The sequence below is a fragment of the Pedobacter sp. NJ-S-72 genome (assembly GCF_053890575.1).
Window position 1 is genome coordinate 6,101,040 of record NZ_CM132681.1, and the last position, 26,091, is coordinate 6,127,130.

Consider the following 26,091-nt stretch of genomic DNA (forward strand, 5'->3'; position numbering starts at 1 on the left):
ATGATCAGGGAAAGGGGAATGTGATTTTCCACTACTTACATTTTTGTATGTATCATACAAAAAAGTGTATTGCGTGCAAAATTGAGTACCACCTTTTAATTTAGCAGCTCAATTTAGAATAATCGAGATGACTGAATATCCATTAAGCTATAAGGAAATTACTGAGCTGATTTTGAAATTTAAGGAACAAGGAACCGCCGAATTGAAACCAGTAGCACAGGTCAATGAAACCAATAGTATGTCTGTTAATGATATTAGCATAAAAAAGCAGGTATTAATAGATTTGAAAGAACTACTGGATGGGGGTATACTTACCCAAAGGGAATTTGATCTGGAAAAGAGTAAGATTTTAAAATAATATAAAAAGAGCTGATTCTATTTATAGAACCGGCTCTTTTTCTTTAGCTATAGCTGACAATTTCCGGTGTTTTGATCCCCATTGACTGACTAAGCTGGTTCCAAATAGGAACTAATTCTATTCCTATCTCTGTCAATTCGTATTCTACCCTTGGCGGAACTTCTGCATAAACGGTACGTTTAATAATCCCATCACTTTCCAATTCTCTCAGATGCAGGGTTAGCATGCGCTCTGTAATGTTGCATATAGCGTTTCTCAGCTCGCTGAACCGCAGTTTTCCATGTTCTAGCTTACATAAGATCAGTAGTTTCCATCTGCCCCCAACCATGCATATTGAATAGGTTAAATTACAATCACTCGTGATGTACTTCCTATTCATATTATTCGTCGAATTCTCTTTGATTTTTGCCATTACTTACTTTTTTGTATGTACCATACAACAGGGTGTACAGCCTGTAAAAGTAAGGGTTACCTTTTAATTTAGCCAACTCAATTTAAAAAAATAGAAATGACAAAATATCCACTCATGTTAACTATGGCTTTATCCGGACTGAATTTACAAGCGCAAACCTCAATTATTACGACTGAAACCATCATGTGCAGCAGCAGCACCCCAACCGAAATGAATAAGAACCGTGCAGCACATGATAGCTTCATCACCAAAAAAAAAAAATATATATACTGATGAAAAATTACATCGTATTGATAGTTTAGCAGAACAACTGACCAAAACACAGCAAATCGCTGGGGTCAGTATATTACTTTTTAAAGACGGACATACAATTTACAATAAAGCATTCGGCTATGCGGATCTGGAAACAAAGAAGGTTATGCAACCAAATAGTATTTTCAGGATTGCTTCGCAAACAAAAGCAATTACCAGTATCGCAGCAATGATGCTTTGGGAAGAAGGGAAGTTTTTACTGGATGAACCCGTATCTAAATACATCCCTGAATTTAAATATATACAAGTACTTAAGCAATTTAATCCTGCTGACAGTAGCTATACGACTCAGCCTGTGATCAGGGAAGTTACTGTTCGTGATTTATTACGCCATACTTCGGGGCTTAGTTACCCTGTGTTTTCTGTGGACGAACGGGATCAATGCAATCTATGCTAAAGCTGGTATTTCTACTGGTCTTGGGAGTAAGGGAGTCTTGAAGGAAAGAATAGAGTTATTAGCCAGACAACCACTCTTACATCAGCCAGGAGAAGCTTTCACTTATGGGTTGAATACTGATGTGCTTGGAAGGTTAGTTGAAGTGTGGAGCGGGCTAAGTCTGAATGACTTCTTAAAAACCAGAATTTTTGATCCGCTGGAGATGGAAGATACTTATTTCCATTTACCTAAAGAAAAAAGTAACCGGTTGGTAGCCATCCATCACAAGGTTGATGGTAAGCTTAATAACCAAAAAGAGCTGATCTATGAAGGAAATGAAGTTGGGTATCCATTATTGAATGATGTTTATTTATCAGGCGGAGCGGGGTTAAGCTCAACAACGGCTGATTATGTGAAGTTCCTTCAAATGGTACTCAATAAAGGGGTTTACAAAGGGAAAAGACTGATCGGCCAGAAGACAATTGAACTGATGCTGAAGAATCAGCTGACCAGCTGACCAAAAGCATGAAAATAAATGGGGAAGGAGAAGACTTTCAGTTTGGTTTGGGCTGGGGTTTGGTTAATGATCGAAACAGTTACCTTCATCCTTTAAGCACAGGCTCTTTGTTCTGGGGCGGTGCTTTTAATACACATTACTGGGTAGATCCGAAAGAACACCTGATCGGTCTTGTTTTTACACAGGAATATATGCCTGAATCGTATTGGGATCTGGGCTATCTGTTCAAAAACGTATTTTATTCTCTGATAGAAAACAAGTAATCATGATGATCAGTAAGAAAATAGCCTATATCGGGTGCTTAGGCATGATAGGTATCATCAGTACAGAATTTGGTGTAATTGGCGTATTGCCTCAGATTGCTGCGCATTATCAGATTACGATTGATAAAGCAGGTGTTTTATTGAGTGCTTTTGCTTTGGTTATCGCTTTAACGGGGCCATTTATGACTTTATTGGCATCTGGCTTTGACCGCAAAAAGGTAATGTTAGTTGCTTGCTATTTCGATCTTTTTAATTACTGGTATTGTCTCTTCTTTTGCCCCGCCTTTCTGGTTATTACTGACTGTACGCATATTACCGGCGTTCTTACAACCCGTTTATATTTCTACAGCTATTGCAGCAGCGGTTGCCTCGGGTGATAAAAAACATGAGCATCAATTGATGGGAATTGTCTTAGGTGGAATTGCTATTGCTATGGTGACGACTGTTCCGCTGGCTACTTATTTAGCGGGTATATTTACGTGGAAAGCTTCATTTATGGTGCAAACAGGAGTAAGCGCGCTTGCAGTTTTTGGGATTATGAAAGCACTGCCACCAATGCCTGTGATTGCCAGAAAATCATATGGAAGCCGGTTGCAAATTCTCAAGAAGCCTACTTTCCTGATTAGTACAGCAATGAACTTTTTTATGATCGCTGCCTGGTTCTCTACTTACAGCTATTTTGCCGATTACCTGGGGAAGGTCAAACATATGGACGAAAAGATGATTAGCTATATGCTTTTCCTGTTTGGGATTACCGGGATTGTTGCAAACTGGATCTCTGGCAAAATGCTAAGTAAAAGTATCCCTAAAACAACTGCTGTTTTTCTTTCCGGGACAATTCTGATCCCTTTTGCTTTGCAGTATTCGGGAGGAAATACGCTGATCACTATATTAGTTGTTGCAGTTTGGGGCTTCTTATACGCACCTTGTTTTCTCAACGCCTCTGCCTATATGATTTCTGCTGCCCCAAATGCATTGGAGTTTGCCAATAGCCTGGCCACCTCTTTTGGAAACCTTGGGGTTTCTGTTGGAACGATTGTGAGCGGTTGGGTGATTGCGACAAGTGGAGTAGCTATGTCACCCTGGGTAGGAATGAGTTTTGGAATACTGGCTTTATCGATGATTGGGCTGAGGAGTGTTTTTGAATCTAAAACAATTTTATCGTCTGAATTTAAATAGGTTCTTACTATCTTACAGCTTTTAAATCAATATGAACCCGGAACGAAATTTAATTTACAAAAAACTCAAAATGAGTATTATACTTTGCTTATTAGCAAGCACTAGTGTTTTGGCTCAAAATCAAACATCAGCTATGAAATGGTTCAATCAGCCCGGCACATGGAAAGGAAATGCTGCCAGTTTAACTTTTACTGTGGATCCGAATACGGATTACTGGCAAGTCACTCATTATGGTTTTAAACGTGATAACGGGCCTTTCTATTATCAGGAAATCGAAGGGGATTTTGAAGCAAGTGTGAAAATAACCGGTAAATATAAAGAACTTTTTCATCAGGCAGGACTGATGATCAGGATAGATGAAAAGAACTGGATCAAAACAGGGATTGAATATGTGGATGGTGTTCAGAATATAAGTGCAGTAGTAACCAGGGACGTTTCAGACTGGTCTGTGGTACCAAGACACAATAGTCCTGAATCTGTTTGGTTAAAATTGCTCCGTAAAGGGGATTATGTAGAAATCAAGTATTCTTTTGATCAAAAAAAATATGACATGCTGCGTTTAGCTTATTTCCCTCCCGGAGTAAAAGTACAGATAGGTATGGTTGCTGCGGCTCCTGGTAAACTGAGTTTCCCGGTGACTTTTGAGGATTTCAAGGTTGAGGCAGTAAAGTAAGGTTGTGTTTTTTCTGATTACATACAGAATATAAAGAAGGGAGCCAATACCGGCTCCCTTCTTATTTTAAGATTATTACTTATTAACTTGTTTACTTGCCACAAAAGGGGCTTTTTTTACATAAGTAGTATCCGTAATCTGGTCAATCAGAAAGTCAGCAAGATCAGTGGTACTGATCAGATCTTCCAGGCAATCCTGCAGATTAACAATCAGACCGCGTCTTTCGTCAGTTTGTTCTATCCATGGTAACCTGACAACCGTCCAATCTATGTTGCTGAGGGTGAGTATCTCATAGGCTTTTTGTTTATCCGCCACAAAAACAGGAAACATTGTCTTCATCCATGCCGTTCCTTCTAAGTTTCTGGCACTTTTCTGATCTCCTGGGAACTTCAAGATTTGAGCCTGTAAGCAGGATGTATCTTGTGATATTAAACTCTTCCATGGCTTGAATGATGTTAAGGGTAGCCAGACTGGAAATCAGTACATCGTCTTTATTTTGTCCGATTGCACTGATGATGACATCACAATCTCTTATTAATTGACGCGCTGTATCTAAATCTTTGATGTCACCTTCCACGATTTCCATTAAAGGATGGGAGATTGTATAAGTTTTTGGGCTTCTGATCAGCGATTTTACATGATATCCTTTTGCCAGTAATTCTTGAAGCAGATATTTACCGGCTTTTCCTGTTGCACCTAATAAGGCAACTTTTATAGATTGTTTCATTGTTTTCTTTATAAAATAATTGAAAATATTGTGCTTTCACCATCGGTCGGATGACCAGATGAGGTATACGGATTTTGGTTAACCCGCTTTAAATAAGCGATATTTTATAAAGACAGTAGAATGATTTAAATTTACAATATTTATCAACAACCTGTACATGAAGTTTCATTATCAAGAGCCTGTTACTAAAGGAGAATTCCATTTAACTATTAATGAAGCAGATTTTTACCGCTTATTCTTTCAGCATAATCATTCAGAAAAATTCCTGACTATTGCATGGAACAAGGGTACTCAGCAGCAGATTACCATAGATGGTGTGAAATATGATTTTCCTGAGCAGAGTATTTTGCCTCTGATGGTGAATCAATCGTTTCAGTTTGAAAAACCGGAACAAATAGTCGCATGGCAATATAACAGAAGTTTTTATTGTATTGTTGACCACGATAAAGAGGTGAGTTGTGTTGGTTTTTTATTTTATGGTTCTGCAGGAAATATGTTTATTAAGCTGGATGAAAAGGAGCAAAAAAAGATTACCCTACTCTTTGAGATCTTTATAGAAGAGTTTAATACAGTCGATAATATTCAGCGGGAAATGCTGCAAATGCTTCTGAAAAGGCTGATCATTATTACAACAAGGTTGGCCAGGGGCAATATGTGGCAGATAAAAACCTTACAGATGATAAGCTTGATATCATTCGCAGATATAATTTATTAGTCGAGAAGCATTATCGCCTGCAGCATCAGGTGCAGTTTTATGCGGAGCTGTTAAATCGCTCACCAAAGACATTATCCAACTTGTTTGCTATTTATAATCATAAATCACCATTGGCCGTTATACAGGAAAGAATTGTATTGGAGGCTAAGCGATTACTGATTTATACGGATAAATCTGCTAAAGAAATTGCTTATGACCTGGGCTTTGATGATGCAGCATATTTTAGCAATTTTTTTAAAAAACATAATGCCTTTTCACCTTCTGATTTCAGAAGTGCTAAAAGAAGTAGTTGAGGCATTTATTACAAACCTTCGGGAAGTCTCTCTATTTGCCATAAGCAGATGAAGCTGGATATTTGTAGTGTTCATTATAAAAGAACATTAAATTATAAGCGCATGAAAACTTTCGCAATTCCTACAAGAGAACAAGTAACACCAGCTAACCAGGCTATCTTTGATAATTTAAAAAACATGATTGGTTTTGTACCTAATCTATATGCAACTTTTGCACATTCAGACCAGGCACTGGGAAATTACCTGGCTCTCCAAAACTCAAAAACCTCTATTAATGCTAAAGAACGTGAAGTTCTTAATTTAGTAGTGAGCGAGGTTAATGATTGTCTGTATTGTTTAAGTGCCCATACTCTTTTTGCGAAAAAGAATGGTTTCACTGATGAGCAAATTATTGAGATCCGTAAAGCTGATATCACTTTTGATGTGAAGCTTTCGGCTCTGGCCAAAGTAGCTAAAAGTATAACTGAGAACAAAGGCCATGCTGATGCTCAGCTTCTGACAGAATTTTATGAAGTGGGATATAATGAAGGGAACCTTGTTGATGTTGTCATGATTATTGGCGATAAGGTTATTACCAATTATCTTCATGCTGTAACAGCTATTCCAGTAGACTGGCCTTTGGCACCAACTTTATTGTAATTGCCAGAACTATTATGAAATAAAGGCTTTAGCATTGGTAATATTGAAATATTAATCTATTTTTATGTACAATAAAAGATTAATTATGAAGATAATATCAATGCTTTTTTATTTTTTTGCCCATCATGGTGCGTGGTCTTTTTTTGTATTGCTGCTTGTTGGTTCTGCTATTTCTTTTTTGCGTAACAGTGTCTTTTATGTAATTATCTTATTTATTCTGGCTTTGGCTAATGTTTTTACTGGTCAGTTTTTAAATGCAGTATTCCTTGCCCATTATGGAGAGACAGGATCTGCAGTTATCACACTTGAAGAAGAAACAAGTTCCACCATAAATGATTCTGCAATCTGGGATTATGATGCTGTAGTGAAGACTGCTGATGGAAAAGATGTGTTGACCGATTTTTTTCTACAACTACTGCTTCCATATATCCTATTCGTAATGCAATTATTATTCCGCCTAGAGGAGAGCGTTTTTTGTAGTTAAATATATACCAGGTTTCGAAAAGAATATGTGTGATATGATGAGTGATGAATCACCTTATGGGATTAAACGGAAAATTGCCGAAAATTTAAGGCCTTTACAGAAAGCACAAGGTCAGTATAATGCAAATACTAATAATGAGTCTTTCCGTAAAGAGTACGTACAAGCACTTAAAGAATATACAGAGAATCCTGAAAATGCGAGTGATAGTTTGAATATTAAAGCTTTTAAAGTAATAATCCTGAATTTAACTAATCCTTCATCATTAAATCAACAGTAGCATTTGCATCAGCAATAACGGATGCCGGATAATTGTTGATTTCCAGAATCCTGATTGCATTTCTGGTTTTTAAAGGCCCCTTTTTGATCGTATGGTCGAAAACCAGTTCTTCTTCTGCAATAGTTTCAGAGAAGTGATAATGATCGTACTCTGCTTTTAGCAATTCATTCAATTCAGTATCGTGCGTTGAAACGAACACAAAATTATTGCTTTTTGCAAGATAGGAGAGGATTGCCTTTCCGGCAGAAACCCTTTCAATGGTATTGGTGCCTTTAAAGATTTCATCCAGGATAAAAAAGCAAGGTTCTTCACTAACAGATTCTTCGATGAAGTTTTTAATAATCCTCATCTCTTCGAAATAATAACTTTTATCTTCCAGCAAACTATCTGCAATGGTGATCGAAGAGAATATTTTAGAATATGGCATACTGAATTTTTTTGCCATGCAGGTAAAAAGCGTTTGCCCTAAAACCATATTGACACCTACTGACCTGATGAAGGTCGTTTTTCCAGACATGTTAGAGCCGGTCAGCAATAGATTTTTATGCTGTAAATCAAGATCATTCGGAACACAGTTAACAATTAAGGGGTGCTTTACGCCTGTGATATCCATGCAGTTTTCCTGATTGAAAGCAGGTTTGCAATATTCGCCATTCCAGGAATGTCTTAATGATGCAATTGAAATGGCAGTATCTACTGTTCCAATGAATTTGAATAGTTTTTTAAGGGCTTCTTTTTGTGATCTTAGTGAATCTATAATGGAATAGAAAAGTATAATTTCTACGTTAAATGCAATTTTAAGCAGTTCGAACAGCATATAACCAATCATCACTGTATCCGCCTCTGCCATATTATCCAGCTTCACGCCAAGCATCTTTCTTTTCAGCGGGGTAAGTTCTTTAATCAATGCTGTAGTTTCCGGGAAAGCGGTATTGATCTTAGCATCTGCATCTAATTTTTTAGCAGTTTCAAACGCTTTAAGAAATTCTCCCAGAGAAGAGGTATGGACACTCACTTTGTTTTTGTTCCAGTAATGAATACCGGAATTGATGATGAATATCCCGAAAAAGACCAGTAGAAAGCCAGGGTGGAAGATTGCGGCTACCAGGCTGAGTACGTTTAGCAAAGAAAGAATATAGACAACCGGCATAAAATCCGGAGCGTCTATTTTTTTTTTTTTGCATAGACCAGGTCCTGAAAGTAATAGGAATCATTTTTCTCCAGTATCTGGAGTGTCATTTGTGTATCGAGCCTTATCGAGCCTTAGTTTTTCGTCTGCGGTAATGGTATCTGCAAATTTATCCAGAAAGATCAGATCAGTTTTGTTTTTATCAATTGTTCTCAGTCTTGCATACAAAAATTGCTGGCCTATTCTTGATGTTGTTCTGTCAATCAGTTTAAAAAAAACATCATTAAGATATAAATCATCAGCTATTTTGTCTGAAATCAGCTGTAATTTCTCCGAAGATTCTGTAATCGTATTTAAGAAGTAGTTCTCTATTAAGTCAATATCAATATATCTGCTGTTTTTTGGGCTGCCCCAGTCACGCTTAAACTCTTCCCGCTGAGTTTGAACGGAGAAGTTCTTTTTGTAAAGGTAAATAAGCAGGTAAAGTGCAATTAATGCAAGAATGATATAGGCTAGAATCAGCATTTGTGTTATGATAATATGAAAAGATGCGAAATTTAGATAAAAAATAAGCAGTATGAATACGATCTGCAGATTAAATTTTATTTTAACATTGACTTTATATAGGGACTGTATGTTTGTGCCAGTAAAATATTTGGTTAGTATTTTCTAGTTAAGGTTTAGTTGATAAAAAATACCCGGGTGGATGTCCGGGTTTTTTTTGTTCTTTTTTTTGGTAGAATTATTTTTTTTAAAGAAAAGTTGTAATAGTTAAATTCTTTAATACATTTGCAGTGTGTTAGGTAACTAATACACTAAATAAAAAACTATGATAGAGATAAAAAACCTAACCTTTGGCTATAGTAAAAACTCATTATTGTTCAAGAACCTGAATCTAACATTAGAAGCGGGCCATATTTATGGTCTGCTGGGTAAAAACGGAGCAGGAAAATCTACCTTACTGAAAAATATAGCCGGACTCGTTTACCCTTTAGGCGGGAATTGTACCCTGAACCAATACAATGCCGCAGATCGTTTACCCGCTTTTTTACAGGATCTATTTTTTATTCCTGAAGAGCTTTATATGCCAGCCCTTACTGCGATGCAGTTCATGGAGAGTACGGCACATTTTTATCCAAATTTTGATGCGGGGCAGTTCAATAAAATGTTAAAGCAGTTTGATGTGCCTGATAATATGCAGTTGCATAAATTATCGTTTGGGCAGCAGAAAAAAGTAATGATCTGTTTTGGTCTGGCGACTAATACACCCTTATTAATTATGGATGAGCCAACCAATGGCCTGGATATTCCTTCTAAAATACAGTTCAGGAAAATTATTGCCTCGGCTTTAACTGAAGAAAGGTGTGTGATTATTTCTACGCATCAGGTAAGGGATCTGGATAGCCTGATTGATACTTTAGTGATTCTCCATGAAAAAGAAATTGTATTAAATAATTCTCTTGATAACATTGCTGAACGTTTGCAATTTACGACAGCTGCTCAGGCAAATGCTGCAGAGATATTATATGTAGAGGAAAATGCAATTGGTATAAATACAATTAGTGTGAATACAGCACAGAAGTTTGGCAGGGTGGATATGGAAATGCTTTTTAATGCCATTATCTCAGGTCATCAATCAATTATATCACAGCTTAAAATAAACCATATGAACAACATATTTAGTTTCCAGCGCTTTTTTAAGCTGCTTAGTAAACATACAAGAGAGCAGTATAAAACCTATCTGATATCAACTGCTGTTTTGATTGGTATTTTATCCTTAATGCTGGGCTTTACAGCTTATCTCAGCGGTGGAGAATTAGGAGTAAGAGCACAGATTGCTTATTTCTACATTTTTCTGTTTTTATCGGGGACGATTTTCACAAGTATGGTATTTACTGATCTCAGCGATAAAAAGAAATCTATCCCGGCATTGACCTTACCAGTATCGAATTTTGAGCGTTTTTTTTTTTTGTTGGGTGGGTTTATTCCTATTTAATTTTTCAAGTGGTTTTTGTCATTTGTTATTTTATAGTCGACTCTATTGTGATCCAGGTAGGCAATATTAACCCTAATATTAAAAATGAATTATTTAGTGTGATTGATGACAAGAATAAATTTCTGATTGCATTTCTAATTTTTGGCCTGTTACATGCGGTAGCTTTTCTTGGAGCTATATTTTTTGAGAAGTTGCATTTCATCAAAACAGCCTTTACTATTTTTATTCTATTGGGTGCCCTTCAATTAATTAATGTTCCATTAATTAGCTTTTTCTTTAAAACAAATGCGCGTATGCAGCCAATTTTTGCAGGCGTATCACTACAGGAAAAGGATAATTATTATTTTATAAATCCTGTAGATCAATCTTATGCAATATTGATTACGATGTTCCTTGCAGTCTCCATTGTATTATGGGCGGCGGCATTTTTTAAACTAAAAGAAAAACAAGTATAAGATGGAATTTAGAGAAAACGAAGCCATTTATCTGCAGATAGCAGGATTTGTGGGAGATAATATACTAGTAGAGAAATGGGTTGAAAAGATTCCTTCTGTACGGGAACTGGCGGTAGATCTCCAGGTGAACCCGAATACAGTAATGCGCGCCTATGAATTTCTTCAGGTCAAAGAAGTAATTGTCAATAAGCGGGGAATTGGCCTTTTTGTAACCCCTGAAGCAAAAGAAAAACTGAAAGATTATAGGAAAGAAAGATTCCTGGGACAGGAACTTCCTGAGTTTTTTAGAAATATATCTCTGCTGGAGATCAGTATAGAAGAGATTAAACAACGATATGAAACCTTTATCCAAACCAATAATAAACCTGAACAACCATGAAAACAAGTACAATGTTAATCATCACTGCTATCCTGATCATACTGGGATCTTTAGTAGCTTTTAACTACACACTTAAAGCAGTTTATCTGACCGGAGAGTATAAAAGTCGTTTTAATGGAATGGATTTCACACCTATCAATGGGATAGAAAAACTGAATATACAAACTGAAAGGTTATCGAGTGTTCAGGTTGAGTATGGGGAGAAAGAGGGTATATGGGTTGGGCGTGACATTAAAGAAAAAGTCAAATTTGAAGCCCATCAGCAGACACTTAACTTAGGCGAATCTGATGCAAGTAAGCAAGAGAAATCCTCCTGGATCAATGGTGGTATTATCATCATTACCAAAAATCTGAATGCTATTGTAACGGTCTCAGGTTACACGCCTAAACAGGGCGAACGATATTCATATGGTTCAAGCGAAATCAGCTTGAAAGGATACCACTTAGGTCAGCTGGATTTACAGATTACATCCTATGCTAGTGTCTATCTGCACCATATGGAAGTACAGACCTTAAATGCGACTGTAGGTACCAAAACAAGTGAAGGGTCTGAACTTACACTCTCCTCAGATACAAAAATTAACAATGCCATTTTTAATGTTCCTGGAAACAGTAAGCTTACCCTGATAAACCCTAAAATTGTAAAAACCAATTACATGTTGTCAGATAGTGCAACTGTTTCTCTGAATGGGAAGGTTGTGCAAATGATTAAATAGTATTGTTTCCATGTGCTAAAAACAAGCTGATGTCTTTACAAAGAGATATCGGCTTGTTTTTTTTTATGCTCCCTGATTTTTATTCTCCATTTCTGCAATAGCTGAGAGAGAATATTCATCTAAAAATCAAAATATTCGTTTAAGATGTTTTAAGCCAATGTTTTATTATTATTTTACATTTAATACTACTAAATCTATCTAGAATATATATCTTTGAAATTATAGACCCTGAAAGAGTCTGTAAAACAAAACAATCCTTAACCAAGATTTATTGACATGCAAAGTTTTAGAACGGAGCTGGAGAACCCGGTAGTAGAAAAAGATATCATAGATCTTGAACAAAAGATCCGTGCCTTCCGTGAAGGAAAAATACACGACGAAAAATTTCGCAGTCTGCGACTGGCACGTGGTGTTTATGGTCAGCGGCAGCCGGGCGTACAAATGGTGCGTATTAAACTGCCATTCGGAAAAGTCACCTTTAAACAATTATTGCGTATTGCCGATGTTTCCGATGAATACGGCAGTGGAAATCTGCATTTAACCACCAGACAGGATATTCAGATTCACTATGTGAGTCTTGATCGTACACCAGAATTGTGGGCAGAGCTTGAACGTGATGATATTACTTTACGTGAAGCTTGTGGTAATACGGTTAGAAATGTGACTTCTTCGCCAGATGCAGGGATTAACCCGGATGAACTATTTGACGTTTCCCCTTATGCGCAGGCAGTATTTAAATATTTTCTAAGGAACCCAATCTGTCAGGAAATGGGCAGGAAAATAAAGATCTCTTTTTCATCTACTGAGAAAGACACGGCTTTCAGTTATATCCATGATTTAGGATTTATCCCTAAATTAAATGAAAAAGGGGAGCGTGGATTCAAAGTGATGTTTGCAGGTGGATTAGGTGCACAACCTTTTCTGGCTAGCGTGGTACATGATTTTCTGCCTGAAGATCAGTTAATTCCTTATTCAGAATCTGTGCTGAGGGTTTTTGACCGTCATGGAGAAAGAACGAACAGAAACAAAGCAAGGTTAAAATACCTGGTACAAAAACTAGGATTAGAAGAAGTAACCCGCTTAATTGCTGAAGAAGTAATTGCCAATAAATCAAAAACTTTTGAAGTTGATCTGGGTACTGTACCACTTCCTCAGTTACCAGAAGCAATTAGTGCATCTGATGTGCGTCCTGCGGATGAAACTCACTACAAAAGATGGTTGGATACCAATGTATTCCCTCAAAAACAAAGTGGTTTTTACGGGGTCTATATCAAAGTACCTGTAGGTGATATTAAAACTGATAAAGCGAGGTTATTTGTAGCGGCTATACGCCCTTACGTAGCTGATGAAATCAGGATTACGCAGAACCAGGGATTATTATTGAAATTTGTCAGAGCAGAAGCTTTGATCCCTTTATATACTGTATTAAATGAACTGGACTTTGCTGTTCCGGGATTTGATAGTGTAGGTGATATCACGACATGCCCGGGAACTGATACCTGTAATTTAGGTATTGCCAATAGCATGTCTCTTGCAGCAGTTCTGGAAGGCGTGATTCATGAGGAATATCCTGATCTGATTTACGATAAAGACATTAAGATAAAAATAAGCGGCTGTATGAATTCATGTGGTCAGCATGGCTTAGCACATATTGGATTTCATGGAAGTTCAGTAAAAGCAGCAGGAAAAGTTGTTCCTGCGGTTCAGGTCATGATTGGCGGTGGAACAGTAGGTGATGGCGAAGGCAGAGTAGCTGAACGTGTAATTAAAGCACCAACTAAACGTGCTCCAGCCATTTTGCGTACAGTTCTGGATGACTACAGTAATAATTCTGGAGAGAATGAGAGTTTCCACCAGTATTATGATGCGAAAGGTAAAGACCATTTCTATCAGTTGCTGAAACCCCTTGCAGATCTGACAGCTTTAAAAGATGAAGAGTTTGTAGACTGGGGACATGAAGAAACTTTTGTTACCGCGATTGGTGTAGGTGAATGTGCTGGTGTGGTTATCGATCTTGTCGCTACACTTTTACTGGAAGGAGAAGAGAAGTTATTATGGGCAGGTGCTGCTTTTGAAGGCAAAGCCTGGTCTGATGCGATTTATCATTCTTATTCTTATAGTGTATTTGTAAATACAGCGAAAGCTTTATTATTAGATAAAAGTGTTAGTAGCAGTACCCAAACTGGTGTAATCAGAGAATTTGATACACATTTTGTTGAAACAGGGGAGGTGATTTTACCTTCAACTTTTAACGAACTGGTATTACAAATTAATAAAAACGAACCAACTGAAGAGTTTGCGACAGCTTATCTGGAGCAGGCTACACAGTTTTATGCAGCAATGAGAGCGAAAAGGGAGGCGCAGGTAAATGGAAATTAATTCAGCAGCAAAAAGAAAAATCAGAGAGCCAAGAATTACGCTCGTAGGTGCAGGTCCGGGAGATCCGGAACTAATCACGATGAAAGGTGCAAATGCATTAAAAGATGCAGATGTAATTTTATATGATGCACTGGTCAATGAAAAAGTACTGGATTATGCTTCGGCTGATTCTATCAAAGTATATGTAGGAAAACGCTCAGGTGAACATTCTTATTCACAGGAAGCGATCAATAAACTGATGGTTGATTACGCGCTCAATTATGGTCACGTAGTCCGTTTAAAAGGTGGTGATCCATTTGTATTTGGCCGTGGTTATGAAGAATTGAATTTTGCAGCAGGATATAATATCCCTGCGCAAATGATCCCGGGATTGTCAAGTTCCATTTCAGTACCAGGTTTACAGCAGATCCCGGTTACACACCGTGGATTAAGCGAAAGCTTTTGGGTAGTTACCGGATCGACAGCTTCGGGGGCAATATCAAATGACCTTTATGAAGCTGTACGTACAAAAGCAACAGTAGTTGTATTGATGGGCTTAAATAAACTGAAAGAGATTGTAAAGCTTTATAAACAAGAAGGGAAACATAATTTACCAGTTGCAGTGATCCAAAGTGGTTCAACCGAAGAAGAGAAGCTTGCTATTGGTATTGTGGATACCATTGAAGAAGTAGTTCTGGAAAAAGGAATAGGGGCACCAGCCATTTTAGTATTTGGTGAAGTTGTTTCCCTTCACCCTCAATTTCAGCCAATCAAAGATTTTTTTGCAGCAATTAAAGAAGAGTTATAGTCTGTGGAAGAATTAAAAGGTAATCAACTATTTCCTGTGTTTTTAAAGCTCAACCAGCTGCATACCGTCATTATCGGAGCGGGCCCTGTTGGTCTTGAAAAACTAAATGCGGTGCTGGCTCAGAGTGAGCTGGCAGGAATTACAGTGATTGCTAAAGAGATTTCTGAAGAAGTTTATGAACTGGCGAAACGTTTGCCACAAGTGAAGGTTTTGAAAAAGAATTATACAGCGGCCGATCTTGAGCAGGCTGATCTGGTCATAGCGGCAACAAATGATAATCTACTAAATGAAGAAATAATACGTGATGCCCATGCTTTGAAATTGCTGGTTAATGTGGCTGATAAGCCAGATTTATGTGATTTTTATTTGGGTTCTATCGTGAAAAAAGGAGACCTGAAAATTGCAATCTCGACCAATGGAAAATCACCTACCATTGCCAAAAGATTAAAAAAATTGAATTGTTTAATGATAACCTACCGGGCGAACTGGATATTACTTTACAGCAAATGAGTTCATTACGTAATACTTTACAAGGAGATTTCAGTTCGAAAGTAAAGAAACTGAATGAGGTTAGTGCTGTTCTCGTAGAACCGGCTGCTCAGAAAGCTTCATTTCCTAAATTCAGGTGGTTGATCTGGTTAACAATTGTATTGTCAATTGCCGTTTTGATTGCTGTCTTCTGGCAAAGAGAACCAGAGTTTCAGACTTTTGTATCGGAGGTTAACCCGTTGTTTTACTGGTTTTTAGCCGGAGGTTTTGTTTTTGCAATGGTTGATGGGGCAATTGGAATGTCTTATGGAGTTACTTCTACAGCATTTTCTTTGTCAATGGGTATTCCACCAGCTTCGGCCAGTATGGGTGTCCATCTTTCTGAAGTACTCAGTAATGGAATAGCCGGATGGATGCACTACCGAATGGGGAATATCAACTGGAAGCTGTTTAAACTACTGATTATTCCGGGTATCCTGGGGGCAGTTTCGGGTGCTTATCTGTTATCCTCATTAGAGCATTATGGAACATATATTAAACCATTTATCTCTCTATATACATTGATACTTGGTGGTGTTATCCTTTCCAAAGCGTTTAATGTCTCTAAGAAAAGAGTTGGTGGAAAAATTAAGAAGATCACTTTATTAGGTCTTTTTGGTGGTTTTATTGACGCTGTAGGTGGTGGTGGATGGGGGTCTATCGTTTTATCCAGTCTGATTGCGGGTGGCAGAAATGCAAGGTTCTCTTTGGGAACAGTAAAACTGACACGTTTTTTCATCGCACTGATGAGTTCACTGACTTTTATCACCATGTTGAAATCTGCACATTGGGAAGCGGTAGCCGGACTGGTTATTGGCAGTGCGCTGGCAGCACCAATAGCGGCAAAGGTTTCTAACCGTATTTCGGTTAAGAGTATTATGGTCGCTGTAGGAATTATTGTAATCGCGGTGAGTTTAAGGAGTATTATTATGTTTATTATAAAAGTTATATAAAATGAAAGCGTACCTGGAAGAAATAGCTGTGCAAATTAAGGATCTTGGCCCTGTTGAAGCCCTGACTTTCCTTTCGCAGAAATTTGCGGGACAAATTACCTTTTCTACTAGTTTTGGTTGGGAGGACCAGGTAATTACTGATCTGATATTTGCCAATGACTTACCTATAAAGGTATTTACGTTGGAGACAGGGAGGTTATTTCCTGAAACTTATTATGTATGGAACAGGACTTTGGAAAATTATCAAAAACCTATTCATACTTATCATCCGGATGCAGCAGCATTGGAGGATATGGTTTCTAAAAAGGGGCCGAATAGTTTTTATGAATCTGTAGAGAACAGAAAAGAGTGTTGTTTTATCCGAAAGATAGTTCCCCTAAAAAGGGCTCTGAAAGGTAATAAATGTTGGGTTACCGGTATCAGGGCTGAGCAATCACTAAACAGGACAGACATGTCAAACCTGGAATGGGACGAGGAAAATCAATTGATTAAATTTCATCCTATCTTTTACTGGAGCCTGGATGAAGTAAAAGCATATATCAGGGAAAATAATATTGTATACAATACACTTCATGACAAAGGATTTCCCAGCATCGGCTGTGCTCCCTGTACCAGGGCAGTTCAGGAAGGTGAAGATTTCAGAGCAGGAAGATGGTGGTGGGAAGATCAGTCTAAGAAGGAATGTGGTTTGCACACCACAAAATAAAGAGAAACACATGAGTAAATATAATTTAGATTATTTAGACGAATTAGAAGCAGAAGCGATTCATATTCTGCGTGAGGTAGCGGGGCAGTTTGAAAAACCAGCATTGCTTTTCTCTGGTGGAAAAGACTCTATTACCTTGGTCAGGCTAGCTGAAAAAGCTTTCCGTCCGGGTAAGTTTCCTTTTCCGCTGGTACACATTGATACTGGTCATAATTTTGAAGAAACGATTACCTACCGGGATGAAATGGTAGAGCGTTTAGGAAAAAAAACTGATCGTAGGTTATGTGCAGGAATCAATCGATAATGGTAAAGTGATTGAGCAAAAAGGTAAAAATGCGAGCAGAAACTCTTTGCAAACGGTTACTTTATTGGATACAATCGCTAAACATGGTTTTGATGCTTGTATCGGCGGTGCCAGAAGAGATGAGGAAAAAGCCAGAGCTAAAGAAAGAATTTTCTCGGTAAGGGATGAATTTGGTCAATGGGATCCTAAACGTCAGCGTCCTGAACTATGGAATATCTATAATGGTAAAATCCATAAAGGAGAAAACGTAAGGGTATTTCCAATCAGTAACTGGACAGAACTCGATGTCTGGAATTATATCCGCAGAGAAAAAATGAGTCTGCCATCTATCTATTTTGCGCATCAAAGGGATTGTATTACCAGAAACGGCCAGTTAATGGCGGCATCACCTTTCCTGAATATGGATGAGGCAGATGTAGTGACCCATCGTAAAGTGAGATTCCGTACGGGGGATAGAGCTGTACTGCAGCAGTAGAGTCTGAGGCTGATCAGATTGACGATATTATAAATGAAATCAGCGCATCAAAAATAAGTGAACGTGGAGCCCGTCTGGATGATAAAGTATCTGAAGCAGCAATGGAAGACCGCAAAAAAGGAGGATACTTTTAATGAATATACTTAAGTTTTTTACAGCAGGAAGTGTTGATGATGGGAAAAGTACCCTGATTGGCAGATTATTATATGATACGGGTTCTATTTTAGCAGATCAGCTGGAAGCATTGCAGCAGTCGAACCGCAAAAATGATGATGGCACAATTGATCTGGCTATTTTAACAGATGGGCTGCGGGCAGAAAGAGAACAGGGGATCACAATTGATGTGGCTTATAAGTACTTTCAGACCGAAAAACGGAAGTTTATCATCGCAGATACACCCGGGCATATCCAGTATACGCGAAATATGGTTACAGGAGCGTCTACAGCTAACTTAGCAATCATTTTGGTGGATGCGAGAAACGGTGTGGTTGAGCAGACGATCAGACACTCTTACCTGGTTTCTTTATTGGGGGTAAGCCATGTAGTTATTTGTATCAATAAAATGGATATGGAAGGATACAGTGAAGAAGTATTCAATACGATCACTGATAACTATAAAAAAATGGCCGCAAAGCTAAATTTGCAGGATATTACTTTTATTCCGGTAAGTGCTTTAAAAGGGGATAATATTGTTCATACTTCTGAGCATATGCCCTGGTATAAGGGAACTAGTCTGCTTGATTTTCTGGAAACGGTTGAAGTTACAGCTAACCAGGATCTGCATTATGCAAGAATGCCTGTACAATGGGTTATCCGTCCGCAAACTGATGCGCTGCATGATTACAGAGGTTATGCCGGCAGAATCCTGAGTGGTGCTTTTAAAGTGAATGATAAGGTAACTGTTTTACCTTCTGGCAGCAGTTCGGTAATTGATAGGATTGAGATATTTGATCAGACTCCTGAGGAAGTTACAGCGGGATGTCAGTTACTTTACACCTGAAAGATAATATTGATATCAGCAGAGGGGATGTCCTGGTCAATTCAAATTATTTGCCACAGCGCTCTCAATTGATAGAAGCAGATTTGTGCTGGATGGATAATAAGCCAATGGATGATTCTATTACTTATTTCCTGCAACATAACAGCAAGCTCACCAAATGTAAAATCAGGGAAATCCTGCATAAAGTAAATATCAATACGCTGGAAAAAGAGGAGACCCATGAGTTTAAATTAAACGATATAGGCCGTGTAGTGATTAAAACGGCTGATGAACTGGCCTTTGATTTATATACTGAAAATAAAGCCAATGGCTCGGCAATCTTAATTGATGGACGTACAAATTTAACCGTAGGTGCATTGATGTTCAGAGCTGTAGTTGAATAACAGAGATTTTATTTACCTATGAAATCCGGGGGCAAACTGTATAGTTTGTCCCTTTTTTGATAGATTAGGGTTTTATAGGTTATTTATAGAGAACTGGCATTATATTAGTCGCCGTTATAAAAATGGATTTTAAATTATTTAAAAAGATGCTGAAAAGAATATTACTGGTAACCTTCACCGCGGCTGTAATGGCATGTCAGGCTACACCGAAACCACAACAGCGGGTTGAAGGTATCCCTAATATTATGCCTGATGAGAAACAAAGCTTAGTATGCAGGCAGATTGTTGCGCTGGTAGAAAACTATAGTTATAAGAAACTGGCAATCAATGATTCTATTTCTTCTCTTGTGCTTGATAAATATATTAAAGCACTGGATCCATACCGGAATTATTTCCTGGCTTCAGATATCAAAGAATTTGAACAGTTCAGGACTACGCTGGATGATGCTTTCAGGGCTGGTGATCTGAGTGCCCCTTTTTATATTTTTAATGTTTATTCTAAAAGGTATAATGAAACGATGAATTATGCGATGGCTCATATTAAAGATAAATATGATTTTAATCAGCATGATACTTATGTTTTTGACAGAGCGACATGCCGTGGGTTACCACTGTTGCTGAACTGAATAACATCTGGAAAAAGAAAGTCAAATATGAACTGGTTAATTTAAGGCTTGCAGGGACTACTGAGTCTAAAAATGCTGTGTCTTTAACTAAGAGATATCAGAACCTTAAATCACAGTCTTCTAAATTGAATAATCAGGATGTATTCCAGGTGATTATGGATGCTTTTACGGGTACAATTGATCCGCATACTAATTATTTCAACCCGGCTAATGCAAGTGAGTTTAATGAACAAATGTCACGTTCTATAGAGGGAATTGGTGCGTATCTGCAATCTGTAAATGATATATTGAAAATTGCAGAAGTTACACCCGGCGGACCAGCTTTTAAAAGTAAGTTATTGCATGCAGGAGACCGGATTATTGCTGTTGCGCAGGAAACAGGAGATTTTGAAGATATTACTGGCTGGAGACTGGATAATGCTGTCGCTAAAATTAAGGGCCCGAAGGGAACTAAAGTAAGATTGAAGATTATTATTCCTGCAGGCCATGATATGTCTTCAAAACCAGTGATCGTTGAGATTACCAGGGAGAAGATTGTAATGGCAGATCAGTCTGCTAAAAAAGAAGTGAAAACTATCAAATCTAATGGTAAACCTTATAAAATAGGTATCATCAGTGTTCCGGCATTTTATGTTGACGCCAAAGCTGCGATTGCTGGAGAGACTGATTATAAAAGTACAACCCGCGACGTAAAACTATTAATTGATACACTGAAAGATAAAGATAAGGTTGATGCTATTGTAATGGATCTTCGTGCTAATGGCGGTGGATCTTTACTGGAAGCAATTAACCTGACAGGATTATTTATCGATAAGGGGCCGGTTGTTCAGGTTAAGGATGTGAAAGGGGATGTCGAAGTTGATAATGATGAAAATTCAGGTGTTGCCTGGAAGGGTCCTTTTGGTGTTCTGGTAGACCGTGCAACTGCTTCTGCTTCTGAAATCTTTGCAGGTGCCATACAGGATTATGGAAGAGGGATAATCATAGGAACACAGACTTATGGTAAAGGGACAGTGCAACAGCCAATTGATTTAAACAAGCTGGTCAATCCTTCCGTTCTGCAACGTTTAGCTGGTCTTGCACAGAAAAGTATTCCTGGATCAGGTAAAAAGGCTGTCAAAGGTGTAAATGAGATTCCACAGTTAGGGCAAATCAATTTAACAATGGGTAAGTTCTATCGTGTAAATGGCAGCAGTACACAACATAAGGGGGTAGTGCCTGATATTACTTTACCATCTTTTTATCCAATGGATAAAGTAGGGGAGGATACTGAAGCCTCAGCATTACCATGGGATGAGGTTCAAAAATCTGATTTTATCGCTGTGGCTAATCTTACTGATGTAAGAGCTGAACTGGTTAAACTTCATGACACAAGAATGGAAAAATCCTTAGATTATAAAATTCTGGTGCAGGATATTGCGGATATGAAAAAACGTAATCTGGAAACATCGGTTACGCTGAATGAAAATGAAAATGAAATCATCAGAGAGAGATAGTCTTGAAGTAAAATCTTTAGAAAATATCAACAAGCTAAGAGCTACAAGAGGCCTTGCGCCGGTTAAAAAAGGTGATAAAATCAAGAAGGAAGAAAACTTTGACTTCTTAGAGGATGAAACTTTAAAAGTTATGGCAGATTATATTCTTCTGAAACCTGTAGTTTAGTCATAAAATGCTATCTTAAGAAGCCGTTTAGAACTATAGTGCTAAACGGCTTCTTACATTTTAACATAGGCTAAAAACAAGAATTACCAAATCATTTTTCTATGGACTTATTACTGGTACTATTTGGGATAATTATCCTGCTGATCCTGATCATTAAAAAAGTAAGCCCAATGCTTGCCCTGCTTATTGTAGCAGTAGTTACAGGCCTTATGCTGGGCTTACCCGTGGAAAAGATCATGACATCGGTCAGCAAAGGTATTGGCAGTACAATGGGGGATGTTGTCATGGTACTGGCACTCGGTGCAATGGCAATGGTTGGTAAATTAGCAGAGGACAGTGGTGCTGCAAAAAAAATAGTCTTTGTGCTGGTCAGGATTTTTGGGATTAAAAATATACAATGGGCTGTATTGCTGACTGGTATAATGGTGGGAATTCCTTTATTTTATGATGCTGGTTTTGTGGTGCTGATCCCATTGGTACTTACGATTGCCTCGGCAGCCAAACTCCCTAAACTATATGTCGGTATTCCAATGGCTGCCACACTATCTATTACGCATGGTTTCCTGCCACCTCATCCCGGGCCGGTTGCTTTAGCGAGTATTTTTCATGCAAATATTGGCCATATCCTGATCTATGGCTTAATTATCAGTATCCCTGTGGCTATTATCGCTGGTATCTTTTTACCAAGAGCAATTATTAAATTACCAAAAGGAGACAGGGAACATCAAAAAATTGATCTGCAGGGAGAAGAAAACCTGCCGTCTGCATTAAAAAGTTTCATCATTGCACTTTCTCCTATATTTTTTATAGTAGTGGGTACTGTTGGTATTTTAATCACGAATAATCCAGCGGTACAGCATATCCTTACTTTTATCTCAAATCCTACAGTAGCTTTAACAATGGCTATTGTCATCACGATATTTATACAACAGATCCCGATGCAAAAAGCGATGGAGTCCTGTGTACAAGGCGCGAAAAGTGTGGCGATGATTATCCTGATTATTGCTGCAGGAGGTGCTTTTAAACAAATCCTTATAGAGAGCGGGATAGGTGATCAGGTGAAAAACCTGACTGCTAATCTGCATATTTCTCCTTTGATACTGGGCTGGCTGATCGCTGCATCACTGCGTGTTACCTTAGGTTCTGCTACGGTAGCAGCCTTAACAGCTTCAGGAATGGTAATCCCATTTATTACTGCCGGAGCTTCACCAGAATTAATGGTATTGGCAGTAGGAGCGGGCAGTTTAATGCTTTCTCATGTCAATGATACTGGTTTCTGGATGTTTAAAGAATATTTTAACCTGACTTTGAAAGAGACTTTCAAAACATGGACAATAATGGAGAGCCTGGTTTCAGTGTTAGGGCTGATCGGAGTATTGATACTGAATCAGTTTGTATAAGTGAATGCTTAGTTTAGCCTCATATGAGGCTAAACCAAGCATTCGAAAAGTTAAAACCGGGTATATACCGCCAGTTGAATTACGTTATTAATGGAATTGTTATTTCCTCCTTTTACAGCCTGGTTTAAATAACCAGCCTCCAGATCGAATTTCTTACTGAACCGGTATCCCAATGCTCCATAGGCTCTGTTCTGATCAAAGAAATGACCATTCAGTTTATCTTTATTTTGAATATTAAAGAAAAGTTCATTTTGCAGGGCTGCAAAAAATCCTTCTTCAAAATTCTTAACTTCTTTTTTCAGTGGTATGATTAAACGGACAAAGTATCTTAATCGCTGTGCAAATACTTCTTCATTACGTATTTTTTCTACGAATCTTTGTTCCAGTCTGAACCTGTGGCTCACGTTAATGGTACTGATCTTATGTTTATGGATATATTGCTGCCAGACTCTGTGTTCTGTAAGTTTGTGCTCACCCAGGTCATCTGCCTGGTTATGTGTCTCACTTAACAGATAACCGAGTGTAATATCATTTTTGTCGTTGATGAAATAAGTTATCCCCGGTCTGAAAAGAAAGTTTTTTACATTACTCCAATTATCTGAAGTCCTGAGCTGGACATCAAGGTGAGTACCCCATTTTTTATTGATTTTAGTACTGTTGAGTAAGAATAGCCAGCCACTGTTCTGGGAACTGGTTTGGGCATTGATTGTTGTGCCGGTAAAACACAGGACAATCAGCAAAAAAAAGAAATTACGCTTCATCTTATTTTATTTGTATGTCCTGCTAAAATAAGAACTATTTCGTAGTCAGACCGCGGCTTTTTTCCATTGGGCCTATTTTCGGATCATGTCCTCTGAATTCACGGAACATTTTTCCATAATCCTCAGTATTCCCCTTAGATAAGATCATATCGCGGAAACGCTGACCATTCACTCTGTTTAAGCCGCCGTTTTCTTCAAACCATGAATAAGCATCATCATCAAGCATTTCTGTCCACAGATAAGCGTAATAACCAGCACCATATCCACCACCCCAGATATGAGAGAAGTAAGAAGTACGGTAACGTGATGGAACTTCCGGGAGGTCCAGATTCAGTTTATGTAGTGAAGCCTGCTCAAATTTATCTGTATTTTGCAGTGGATCACTAGCCGAAAGTTTATGCCATGCCATATCTAAAGAGGCAGCGGACAAGACCTCTGTCAAGTTGTATCCCTGGTTAAAAGCAGCAGCTTTTTTAATTTTATCAACCAATATCTGTGGCATCAGCTGGCCAGTTTTATTATGAACAGCATAGTTTTTGAATACCTGTGGGTTTAAGGCCCAATGTTCATTAAACTGGGAAGGGAACTCTACAAAGTCACGTGCTACATTTGCACCAGACAAACTCGGGTATTTTTGATTTGCAAATAAGCCATGTAAACCACCATGTCCGAATTCATGGAACATCGTAGTTACATCACTAAAGCTAATTAAGGCAGGTTGTCCTTCCGCTGGTTTTGTGAAATTACATACATTGTAAATTACTGGTTTAGTGCCCATTAATTTAGATTGACCTACAAGGTTGGACATCCATGCCCCGCCCGATTTATTATCGCGTTTAAAATAATCGCAATAGAACAAGCCAATAGTCGATTTATCTTTATCAAAAACTTCAAATACTCTTACATCTTTTTGATAAACCGGAAGATCATGACGTTCAGTAAATGTGATTCCATAAAGCAGGTTAGCGGCATAAAAAACACCATTCTCTAATACTTTATTCAATTCGAAATATGGTTTTACCTCGTTTTCATCCAGATCATATTTTTGTTTTCTGACCTTCTCTGCATAATAATCCCAATCCCAGGGCTGGATTTTAAATCCTCCTTTTTCCAGGTCTGCCTGTGCTTGTATGTCAGTAGCTTCGATTTTAGCTTTTGCAGTAGCCGCAGGAACCAGTTTAGCGAAAAAAGCATCGACAGCAGCTGGTGTTTTAGCCATCTGGTCTTGCAGTTTCCATGTTGCATAATCAGGAAAACCCATTAATTTAGCTTTGTCTGCACGGATTTTTTTGCGATACGTACTATTGTACTGCGCGTATCATTTGCGTCTTGTTTCTCTGTACGGTTCCACGAAGCCTTAAATAATTTTTCGCGTGTTGTACGGTTAGTCAAGGATTGTAAAGAAGGTTGTTGAGTCGTATTCTGTAAGGGAATCAACCATTTGCCTTCCTGATTATTTGCTTTTGCATTTTGGGCAGCAGCAGCAAGTTCACCCTGGGAAAGTCCTGCTAATTCTGCCTTATCAGAGACGATCAGTGCGCCAGCTTTATTAGCCGCCATCAGCTGGTTGGAAAATTTTGCGCTTAAAGAGGCTTCTTCCTCATTCAGTTTTTTAAGTTTGTCTTTCTCATTATCTGACAGTTTAGCCCCTGCTAATTCAAACTGCTGCTGCTCATAATATTCAACAAGGCGTTTAGATTCAGGATCAAGTTTTAACTGTTCACGGTTAGTATAAACTGTCTGTATACGTTTAAATAGTTTTGAATTCAGGTAAATAGCATCGTGGTGAGCCGCTAGTTTTGGTGCAATGTCTTCCTGTAGCTTTTGCAGTTTAGGATTAGTGTTTGCACCTGTTAATGCATCAAATACGTTATTTGTACGTGTTAATAGCTGCCCGCTTTTTTCCATAGCGACCAAGGTGTTTTCAAAGGTTGGAGCCTCCGTATTATCAGCTATTTTTTGCATTTCTTCCAACTGAAGTTTCATTCCTTCCTCTAATGCGGGTTGGAAATCATCATCTTTGATCTGATCAAATGCAGGTGTCTGATAGGCAAGTTTACTGGTGTCATTAAAAGGATTAGCAGAAGATAAGCTGGTTTTTCCGCTGCCGGATTTATCATTGTTGTTAACGCAGGATGCTGTAACAACAATGATGGCCACAAAGTGGCATGATAAATATCTTATTCATTTGTTATAATAAATGGTTTAGCCGAATTTACATAAAACC

General features: G+C 38.1%; 33 protein-coding genes and 3 pseudogenes. 28 read left to right on the top strand and 8 right to left on the bottom strand.

The window, feature by feature from the left end:
* The first annotated feature begins 127 nt into the window (after positions 1–127).
* Complete coding sequence (locus ACWYN3_RS40235) at positions 128–358, top strand: hypothetical protein (RefSeq protein ID WP_456219193.1); 231 nt, start codon at positions 128–130, stop codon at positions 356–358.
* A 43-nt stretch (positions 359–401) separates the two neighbouring features.
* On the opposite strand, the gene ACWYN3_RS40240 is transcribed toward ACWYN3_RS40235, so the two are convergent.
* Positions 402–770, bottom strand: a complete 369-nt coding sequence (locus ACWYN3_RS40240) for a winged helix-turn-helix transcriptional regulator (protein WP_456219194.1) — start codon at positions 768–770, stop codon at positions 402–404.
* Positions 771–866: 96 nt separating this feature from the next.
* On the opposite strand from ACWYN3_RS40240, the gene ACWYN3_RS40245 reads away from it, so the two are divergent.
* The 7 genes from ACWYN3_RS40245 (at position 867) to ACWYN3_RS40275 (ending at position 4,090) form a co-directional block, all read left to right on the top strand.
* Entirely contained in the window at positions 867–1,043 is a 177-nt protein-coding gene (locus ACWYN3_RS40245) for a hypothetical protein (RefSeq protein WP_456219195.1), read from the top strand.
* Positions 1,003–1,479, top strand: coding sequence for a serine hydrolase domain-containing protein (locus ACWYN3_RS40250; RefSeq protein WP_456219196.1), 477 nt, complete (start codon positions 1,003–1,005; stop codon positions 1,477–1,479). The genes ACWYN3_RS40245 and ACWYN3_RS40250 overlap by 41 nt, the downstream gene beginning before the upstream one ends.
* Complete coding sequence (locus ACWYN3_RS40255) at positions 1,400–1,975, top strand: serine hydrolase domain-containing protein (protein ID WP_456219197.1); 576 nt, start codon at positions 1,400–1,402, stop codon at positions 1,973–1,975. Before ACWYN3_RS40250 ends, ACWYN3_RS40255 begins: the two co-directional genes overlap by 80 nt.
* Before the next feature lie 8 nt (positions 1,976–1,983).
* The gene (locus tag ACWYN3_RS40260) at positions 1,984–2,238 is read left to right on the top strand and encodes a hypothetical protein (protein ID WP_456219198.1); all 255 of its coding nucleotides are present in this window, start codon (positions 1,984–1,986) and stop codon (positions 2,236–2,238) included.
* Positions 2,239–2,240: 2 nt separating this feature from the next.
* Positions 2,241–2,615, top strand: coding sequence for a hypothetical protein (locus tag ACWYN3_RS40265; RefSeq protein WP_456219199.1), 375 nt, complete (start codon positions 2,241–2,243; stop codon positions 2,613–2,615).
* On the top strand, positions 2,500–3,417 hold the full coding sequence (locus tag ACWYN3_RS40270) for an MFS transporter (RefSeq protein ID WP_456223327.1): 918 nt from the start codon (positions 2,500–2,502) through the stop codon (positions 3,415–3,417). Before ACWYN3_RS40265 ends, ACWYN3_RS40270 begins: the two co-directional genes overlap by 116 nt.
* Positions 3,418–3,487: 70 nt before the next feature.
* Complete coding sequence (locus tag ACWYN3_RS40275; RefSeq protein ID WP_456219200.1) at positions 3,488–4,090, top strand: DUF1349 domain-containing protein; 603 nt, start codon at positions 3,488–3,490, stop codon at positions 4,088–4,090.
* A gap of 75 nt (positions 4,091–4,165) precedes the next feature.
* On the opposite strand, the gene ACWYN3_RS40280 is transcribed toward ACWYN3_RS40275, so the two are convergent.
* Together ACWYN3_RS40280 and ACWYN3_RS40285 are read right to left on the bottom strand one after the other, a co-directional pair.
* Positions 4,166–4,429 carry an NAD(P)H-binding protein gene (locus tag ACWYN3_RS40280; RefSeq protein WP_456219201.1) on the bottom strand — a complete coding sequence of 88 codons (264 nt, stop codon included), beginning with the start codon at positions 4,427–4,429 and terminating at the stop codon, positions 4,166–4,168.
* The gene (locus ACWYN3_RS40285) at positions 4,395–4,817 is read right to left on the bottom strand and encodes an NAD(P)-dependent oxidoreductase (RefSeq protein WP_456219202.1); all 423 of its coding nucleotides are present in this window, start codon (positions 4,815–4,817) and stop codon (positions 4,395–4,397) included. Before ACWYN3_RS40285 ends, ACWYN3_RS40280 begins: the two co-directional genes overlap by 35 nt.
* A gap of 157 nt (positions 4,818–4,974) precedes the next feature.
* On the opposite strand from ACWYN3_RS40285, the gene ACWYN3_RS40290 reads away from it, so the two are divergent.
* The 5 genes from ACWYN3_RS40290 (at position 4,975) to ACWYN3_RS40310 (ending at position 7,225) form a co-directional block, all read left to right on the top strand.
* Positions 4,975–5,532 (top strand): hypothetical protein, encoded by a 558-nt coding sequence (locus tag ACWYN3_RS40290; RefSeq protein WP_456219203.1) that lies wholly within the window; start codon positions 4,975–4,977, stop codon positions 5,530–5,532.
* Positions 5,533–5,561: 29 nt separating this feature from the next.
* A complete protein-coding gene (locus tag ACWYN3_RS40295; RefSeq protein WP_456219204.1) occupies positions 5,562–5,825 on the top strand; it encodes a helix-turn-helix domain-containing protein in 264 nt (87 codons plus the stop codon).
* A gap of 102 nt (positions 5,826–5,927) precedes the next feature.
* Positions 5,928–6,464 carry a carboxymuconolactone decarboxylase family protein gene (locus ACWYN3_RS40300; protein ID WP_456219205.1) on the top strand — a complete coding sequence of 179 codons (537 nt, stop codon included), beginning with the start codon at positions 5,928–5,930 and terminating at the stop codon, positions 6,462–6,464.
* An 85-nt stretch (positions 6,465–6,549) separates the two neighbouring features.
* Complete coding sequence (locus ACWYN3_RS40305) at positions 6,550–6,948, top strand: hypothetical protein (protein WP_456219206.1); 399 nt, start codon at positions 6,550–6,552, stop codon at positions 6,946–6,948.
* A gap of 34 nt (positions 6,949–6,982) precedes the next feature.
* Positions 6,983–7,225, top strand: a complete 243-nt coding sequence (locus ACWYN3_RS40310) for a hypothetical protein (RefSeq protein ID WP_456219207.1) — start codon at positions 6,983–6,985, stop codon at positions 7,223–7,225.
* On the opposite strand, the gene ACWYN3_RS40315 is transcribed toward ACWYN3_RS40310, so the two are convergent.
* Positions 7,197–8,375, bottom strand: coding sequence for a MutS-related protein (locus tag ACWYN3_RS40315; RefSeq protein ID WP_456219208.1), 1,179 nt, complete (start codon positions 8,373–8,375; stop codon positions 7,197–7,199). The two genes, ACWYN3_RS40310 and ACWYN3_RS40315, sit on opposite strands and share 29 nt — an antisense overlap.
* A 60-nt stretch (positions 8,376–8,435) precedes the next feature.
* A complete protein-coding gene (locus tag ACWYN3_RS40320) occupies positions 8,436–8,879 on the bottom strand; it encodes a hypothetical protein (protein ID WP_456219209.1) in 444 nt (147 codons plus the stop codon).
* A 304-nt stretch (positions 8,880–9,183) separates the two neighbouring features.
* Between ACWYN3_RS40320 and ACWYN3_RS40325 the strand changes: the two genes are divergently transcribed.
* From ACWYN3_RS40325 to ACWYN3_RS40395, 15 genes and pseudogenes are all read left to right on the top strand, one after another.
* Complete coding sequence (locus ACWYN3_RS40325) at positions 9,184–10,350, top strand: ABC transporter ATP-binding protein (protein WP_456219210.1); 1,167 nt, start codon at positions 9,184–9,186, stop codon at positions 10,348–10,350.
* Between the two features lie 47 nt (positions 10,351–10,397).
* Positions 10,398–10,805, top strand: a complete 408-nt coding sequence (locus ACWYN3_RS40330; RefSeq protein WP_456219211.1) for a hypothetical protein — start codon at positions 10,398–10,400, stop codon at positions 10,803–10,805.
* A 1-nt stretch (position 10,806) separates the two neighbouring features.
* Positions 10,807–11,184 carry a GntR family transcriptional regulator gene (locus tag ACWYN3_RS40335; protein WP_456219212.1) on the top strand — a complete coding sequence of 126 codons (378 nt, stop codon included), beginning with the start codon at positions 10,807–10,809 and terminating at the stop codon, positions 11,182–11,184.
* Positions 11,181–11,900, top strand: coding sequence for a hypothetical protein (locus ACWYN3_RS40340; RefSeq protein WP_456219213.1), 720 nt, complete (start codon positions 11,181–11,183; stop codon positions 11,898–11,900). The genes ACWYN3_RS40335 and ACWYN3_RS40340 overlap by 4 nt, the downstream gene beginning before the upstream one ends.
* A gap of 276 nt (positions 11,901–12,176) precedes the next feature.
* Positions 12,177–14,279, top strand: a complete 2,103-nt coding sequence (locus tag ACWYN3_RS40345; RefSeq protein WP_456219214.1) for a nitrite reductase — start codon at positions 12,177–12,179, stop codon at positions 14,277–14,279.
* Entirely contained in the window at positions 14,269–15,066 is a 798-nt protein-coding gene (cobA, locus tag ACWYN3_RS40350) for a uroporphyrinogen-III C-methyltransferase (RefSeq protein WP_456219215.1), read from the top strand. The genes ACWYN3_RS40345 and cobA overlap by 11 nt, the downstream gene beginning before the upstream one ends.
* A gap of 3 nt (positions 15,067–15,069) precedes the next feature.
* Positions 15,070–15,576 carry a precorrin-2 dehydrogenase/sirohydrochlorin ferrochelatase family protein gene (locus tag ACWYN3_RS40355; RefSeq protein WP_456219216.1) on the top strand — a complete coding sequence of 169 codons (507 nt, stop codon included), beginning with the start codon at positions 15,070–15,072 and terminating at the stop codon, positions 15,574–15,576.
* Positions 15,525–16,547: a sulfite exporter TauE/SafE family protein gene (locus ACWYN3_RS40360; RefSeq protein WP_456219217.1), complete on the top strand. Its 1,023-nt coding sequence runs from the start codon at positions 15,525–15,527 to the stop codon at positions 16,545–16,547. Before ACWYN3_RS40355 ends, ACWYN3_RS40360 begins: the two co-directional genes overlap by 52 nt.
* A 1-nt stretch (position 16,548) precedes the next feature.
* The gene (locus tag ACWYN3_RS40365) at positions 16,549–17,253 is read left to right on the top strand and encodes a phosphoadenylyl-sulfate reductase (protein WP_456219218.1); all 705 of its coding nucleotides are present in this window, start codon (positions 16,549–16,551) and stop codon (positions 17,251–17,253) included.
* Between the two features lie 10 nt (positions 17,254–17,263).
* Positions 17,264–18,166: pseudogene (gene cysD / locus ACWYN3_RS40370) on the top strand (sulfate adenylyltransferase subunit CysD).
* Positions 18,166–19,415 (top strand): annotated as a pseudogene (locus ACWYN3_RS40375) (sulfate adenylyltransferase subunit 1). Before cysD ends, ACWYN3_RS40375 begins: the two co-directional pseudogenes overlap by 1 nt.
* Positions 19,416–19,660: 245 nt before the next feature.
* Positions 19,661–21,276: pseudogene (locus ACWYN3_RS40380) on the top strand (S41 family peptidase); the annotation flags it as partial.
* A gap of 12 nt (positions 21,277–21,288) precedes the next feature.
* The gene (locus ACWYN3_RS40385) at positions 21,289–21,537 is read left to right on the top strand and encodes a carboxy terminal-processing peptidase (RefSeq protein WP_456223328.1); all 249 of its coding nucleotides are present in this window, start codon (positions 21,289–21,291) and stop codon (positions 21,535–21,537) included.
* Positions 21,515–21,703 carry a hypothetical protein gene (locus ACWYN3_RS40390; RefSeq protein WP_456219219.1) on the top strand — a complete coding sequence of 63 codons (189 nt, stop codon included), beginning with the start codon at positions 21,515–21,517 and terminating at the stop codon, positions 21,701–21,703. The genes ACWYN3_RS40385 and ACWYN3_RS40390 overlap by 23 nt, the downstream gene beginning before the upstream one ends.
* Before the next feature lie 101 nt (positions 21,704–21,804).
* Positions 21,805–23,103 (top strand): GntP family permease, encoded by a 1,299-nt coding sequence (locus ACWYN3_RS40395; protein ID WP_456219220.1) that lies wholly within the window; start codon positions 21,805–21,807, stop codon positions 23,101–23,103.
* A 50-nt stretch (positions 23,104–23,153) separates the two neighbouring features.
* On the opposite strand, the gene ACWYN3_RS40400 is transcribed toward ACWYN3_RS40395, so the two are convergent.
* Genes ACWYN3_RS40400 through ACWYN3_RS40410 form a run of 3 tightly spaced genes read right to left on the bottom strand, consistent with a single transcriptional unit; the run spans position 23,154 to position 26,024 of the window.
* Positions 23,154–23,864, bottom strand: coding sequence for a DUF2490 domain-containing protein (locus tag ACWYN3_RS40400; protein WP_456219221.1), 711 nt, complete (start codon positions 23,862–23,864; stop codon positions 23,154–23,156).
* A 34-nt stretch (positions 23,865–23,898) separates the two neighbouring features.
* On the bottom strand, positions 23,899–25,125 hold the full coding sequence (locus tag ACWYN3_RS40405) for a M3 family metallopeptidase (RefSeq protein ID WP_456219222.1): 1,227 nt from the start codon (positions 25,123–25,125) through the stop codon (positions 23,899–23,901).
* Positions 25,125–26,024, bottom strand: a complete 900-nt coding sequence (locus tag ACWYN3_RS40410; RefSeq protein ID WP_456219223.1) for a hypothetical protein — start codon at positions 26,022–26,024, stop codon at positions 25,125–25,127. The genes ACWYN3_RS40405 and ACWYN3_RS40410 overlap by 1 nt, the downstream gene beginning before the upstream one ends.
* Positions 26,025–26,091 lie beyond the last annotated feature (67 nt).

Bases quoted from the DNA above. Each gene is read 5' to 3' on its own strand.
- ACWYN3_RS40235 (WP_456219193.1), top strand. From the start codon at position 128: ATGACTGAATATCCATTAAGCTATAAGGAAATTACTGAGCTGATTTTG.
- ACWYN3_RS40240 (WP_456219194.1), bottom strand. From the start codon at position 770: ATGGCAAAAATCAAAGAGAATTCGACGAATAATATGAATAGGAAGTAC.
- ACWYN3_RS40245 (WP_456219195.1), top strand. From the start codon at position 867: ATGACAAAATATCCACTCATGTTAACTATGGCTTTATCCGGACTGAAT.
- ACWYN3_RS40250 (WP_456219196.1), top strand. From the start codon at position 1,003: ATGATAGCTTCATCACCAAAAAAAAAAAATATATATACTGATGAAAAA.
- ACWYN3_RS40260 (WP_456219198.1), top strand. From the start codon at position 1,984: ATGAAAATAAATGGGGAAGGAGAAGACTTTCAGTTTGGTTTGGGCTGG.
- ACWYN3_RS40265 (WP_456219199.1), top strand. From the start codon at position 2,241: ATGATGATCAGTAAGAAAATAGCCTATATCGGGTGCTTAGGCATGATA.
- ACWYN3_RS40275 (WP_456219200.1), top strand. From the start codon at position 3,488: ATGAGTATTATACTTTGCTTATTAGCAAGCACTAGTGTTTTGGCTCAA.
- ACWYN3_RS40280 (WP_456219201.1), bottom strand. From the start codon at position 4,429: ATGAAGACAATGTTTCCTGTTTTTGTGGCGGATAAACAAAAAGCCTAT.
- ACWYN3_RS40285 (WP_456219202.1), bottom strand. From the start codon at position 4,817: ATGAAACAATCTATAAAAGTTGCCTTATTAGGTGCAACAGGAAAAGCC.
- ACWYN3_RS40290 (WP_456219203.1), top strand. From the start codon at position 4,975: ATGAAGTTTCATTATCAAGAGCCTGTTACTAAAGGAGAATTCCATTTA.
- ACWYN3_RS40300 (WP_456219205.1), top strand. From the start codon at position 5,928: ATGAAAACTTTCGCAATTCCTACAAGAGAACAAGTAACACCAGCTAAC.
- ACWYN3_RS40305 (WP_456219206.1), top strand. From the start codon at position 6,550: ATGAAGATAATATCAATGCTTTTTTATTTTTTTGCCCATCATGGTGCG.
- ACWYN3_RS40310 (WP_456219207.1), top strand. From the start codon at position 6,983: ATGATGAGTGATGAATCACCTTATGGGATTAAACGGAAAATTGCCGAA.
- ACWYN3_RS40315 (WP_456219208.1), bottom strand. From the start codon at position 8,375: ATGCCGGTTGTCTATATTCTTTCTTTGCTAAACGTACTCAGCCTGGTA.
- ACWYN3_RS40320 (WP_456219209.1), bottom strand. From the start codon at position 8,879: ATGCTGATTCTAGCCTATATCATTCTTGCATTAATTGCACTTTACCTG.
- ACWYN3_RS40325 (WP_456219210.1), top strand. From the start codon at position 9,184: ATGATAGAGATAAAAAACCTAACCTTTGGCTATAGTAAAAACTCATTA.
- ACWYN3_RS40335 (WP_456219212.1), top strand. From the start codon at position 10,807: ATGGAATTTAGAGAAAACGAAGCCATTTATCTGCAGATAGCAGGATTT.
- ACWYN3_RS40340 (WP_456219213.1), top strand. From the start codon at position 11,181: ATGAAAACAAGTACAATGTTAATCATCACTGCTATCCTGATCATACTG.
- ACWYN3_RS40345 (WP_456219214.1), top strand. From the start codon at position 12,177: ATGCAAAGTTTTAGAACGGAGCTGGAGAACCCGGTAGTAGAAAAAGAT.
- cobA (WP_456219215.1), top strand. From the start codon at position 14,269: ATGGAAATTAATTCAGCAGCAAAAAGAAAAATCAGAGAGCCAAGAATT.
- ACWYN3_RS40365 (WP_456219218.1), top strand. From the start codon at position 16,549: ATGAAAGCGTACCTGGAAGAAATAGCTGTGCAAATTAAGGATCTTGGC.
- ACWYN3_RS40385 (WP_456223328.1), top strand. From the start codon at position 21,289: ATGGATAAAGTAGGGGAGGATACTGAAGCCTCAGCATTACCATGGGAT.
- ACWYN3_RS40390 (WP_456219219.1), top strand. From the start codon at position 21,515: ATGAAATCATCAGAGAGAGATAGTCTTGAAGTAAAATCTTTAGAAAAT.
- ACWYN3_RS40395 (WP_456219220.1), top strand. From the start codon at position 21,805: ATGGACTTATTACTGGTACTATTTGGGATAATTATCCTGCTGATCCTG.
- ACWYN3_RS40400 (WP_456219221.1), bottom strand. From the start codon at position 23,864: ATGAAGCGTAATTTCTTTTTTTTGCTGATTGTCCTGTGTTTTACCGGC.
- ACWYN3_RS40405 (WP_456219222.1), bottom strand. From the start codon at position 25,125: ATGGGTTTTCCTGATTATGCAACATGGAAACTGCAAGACCAGATGGCT.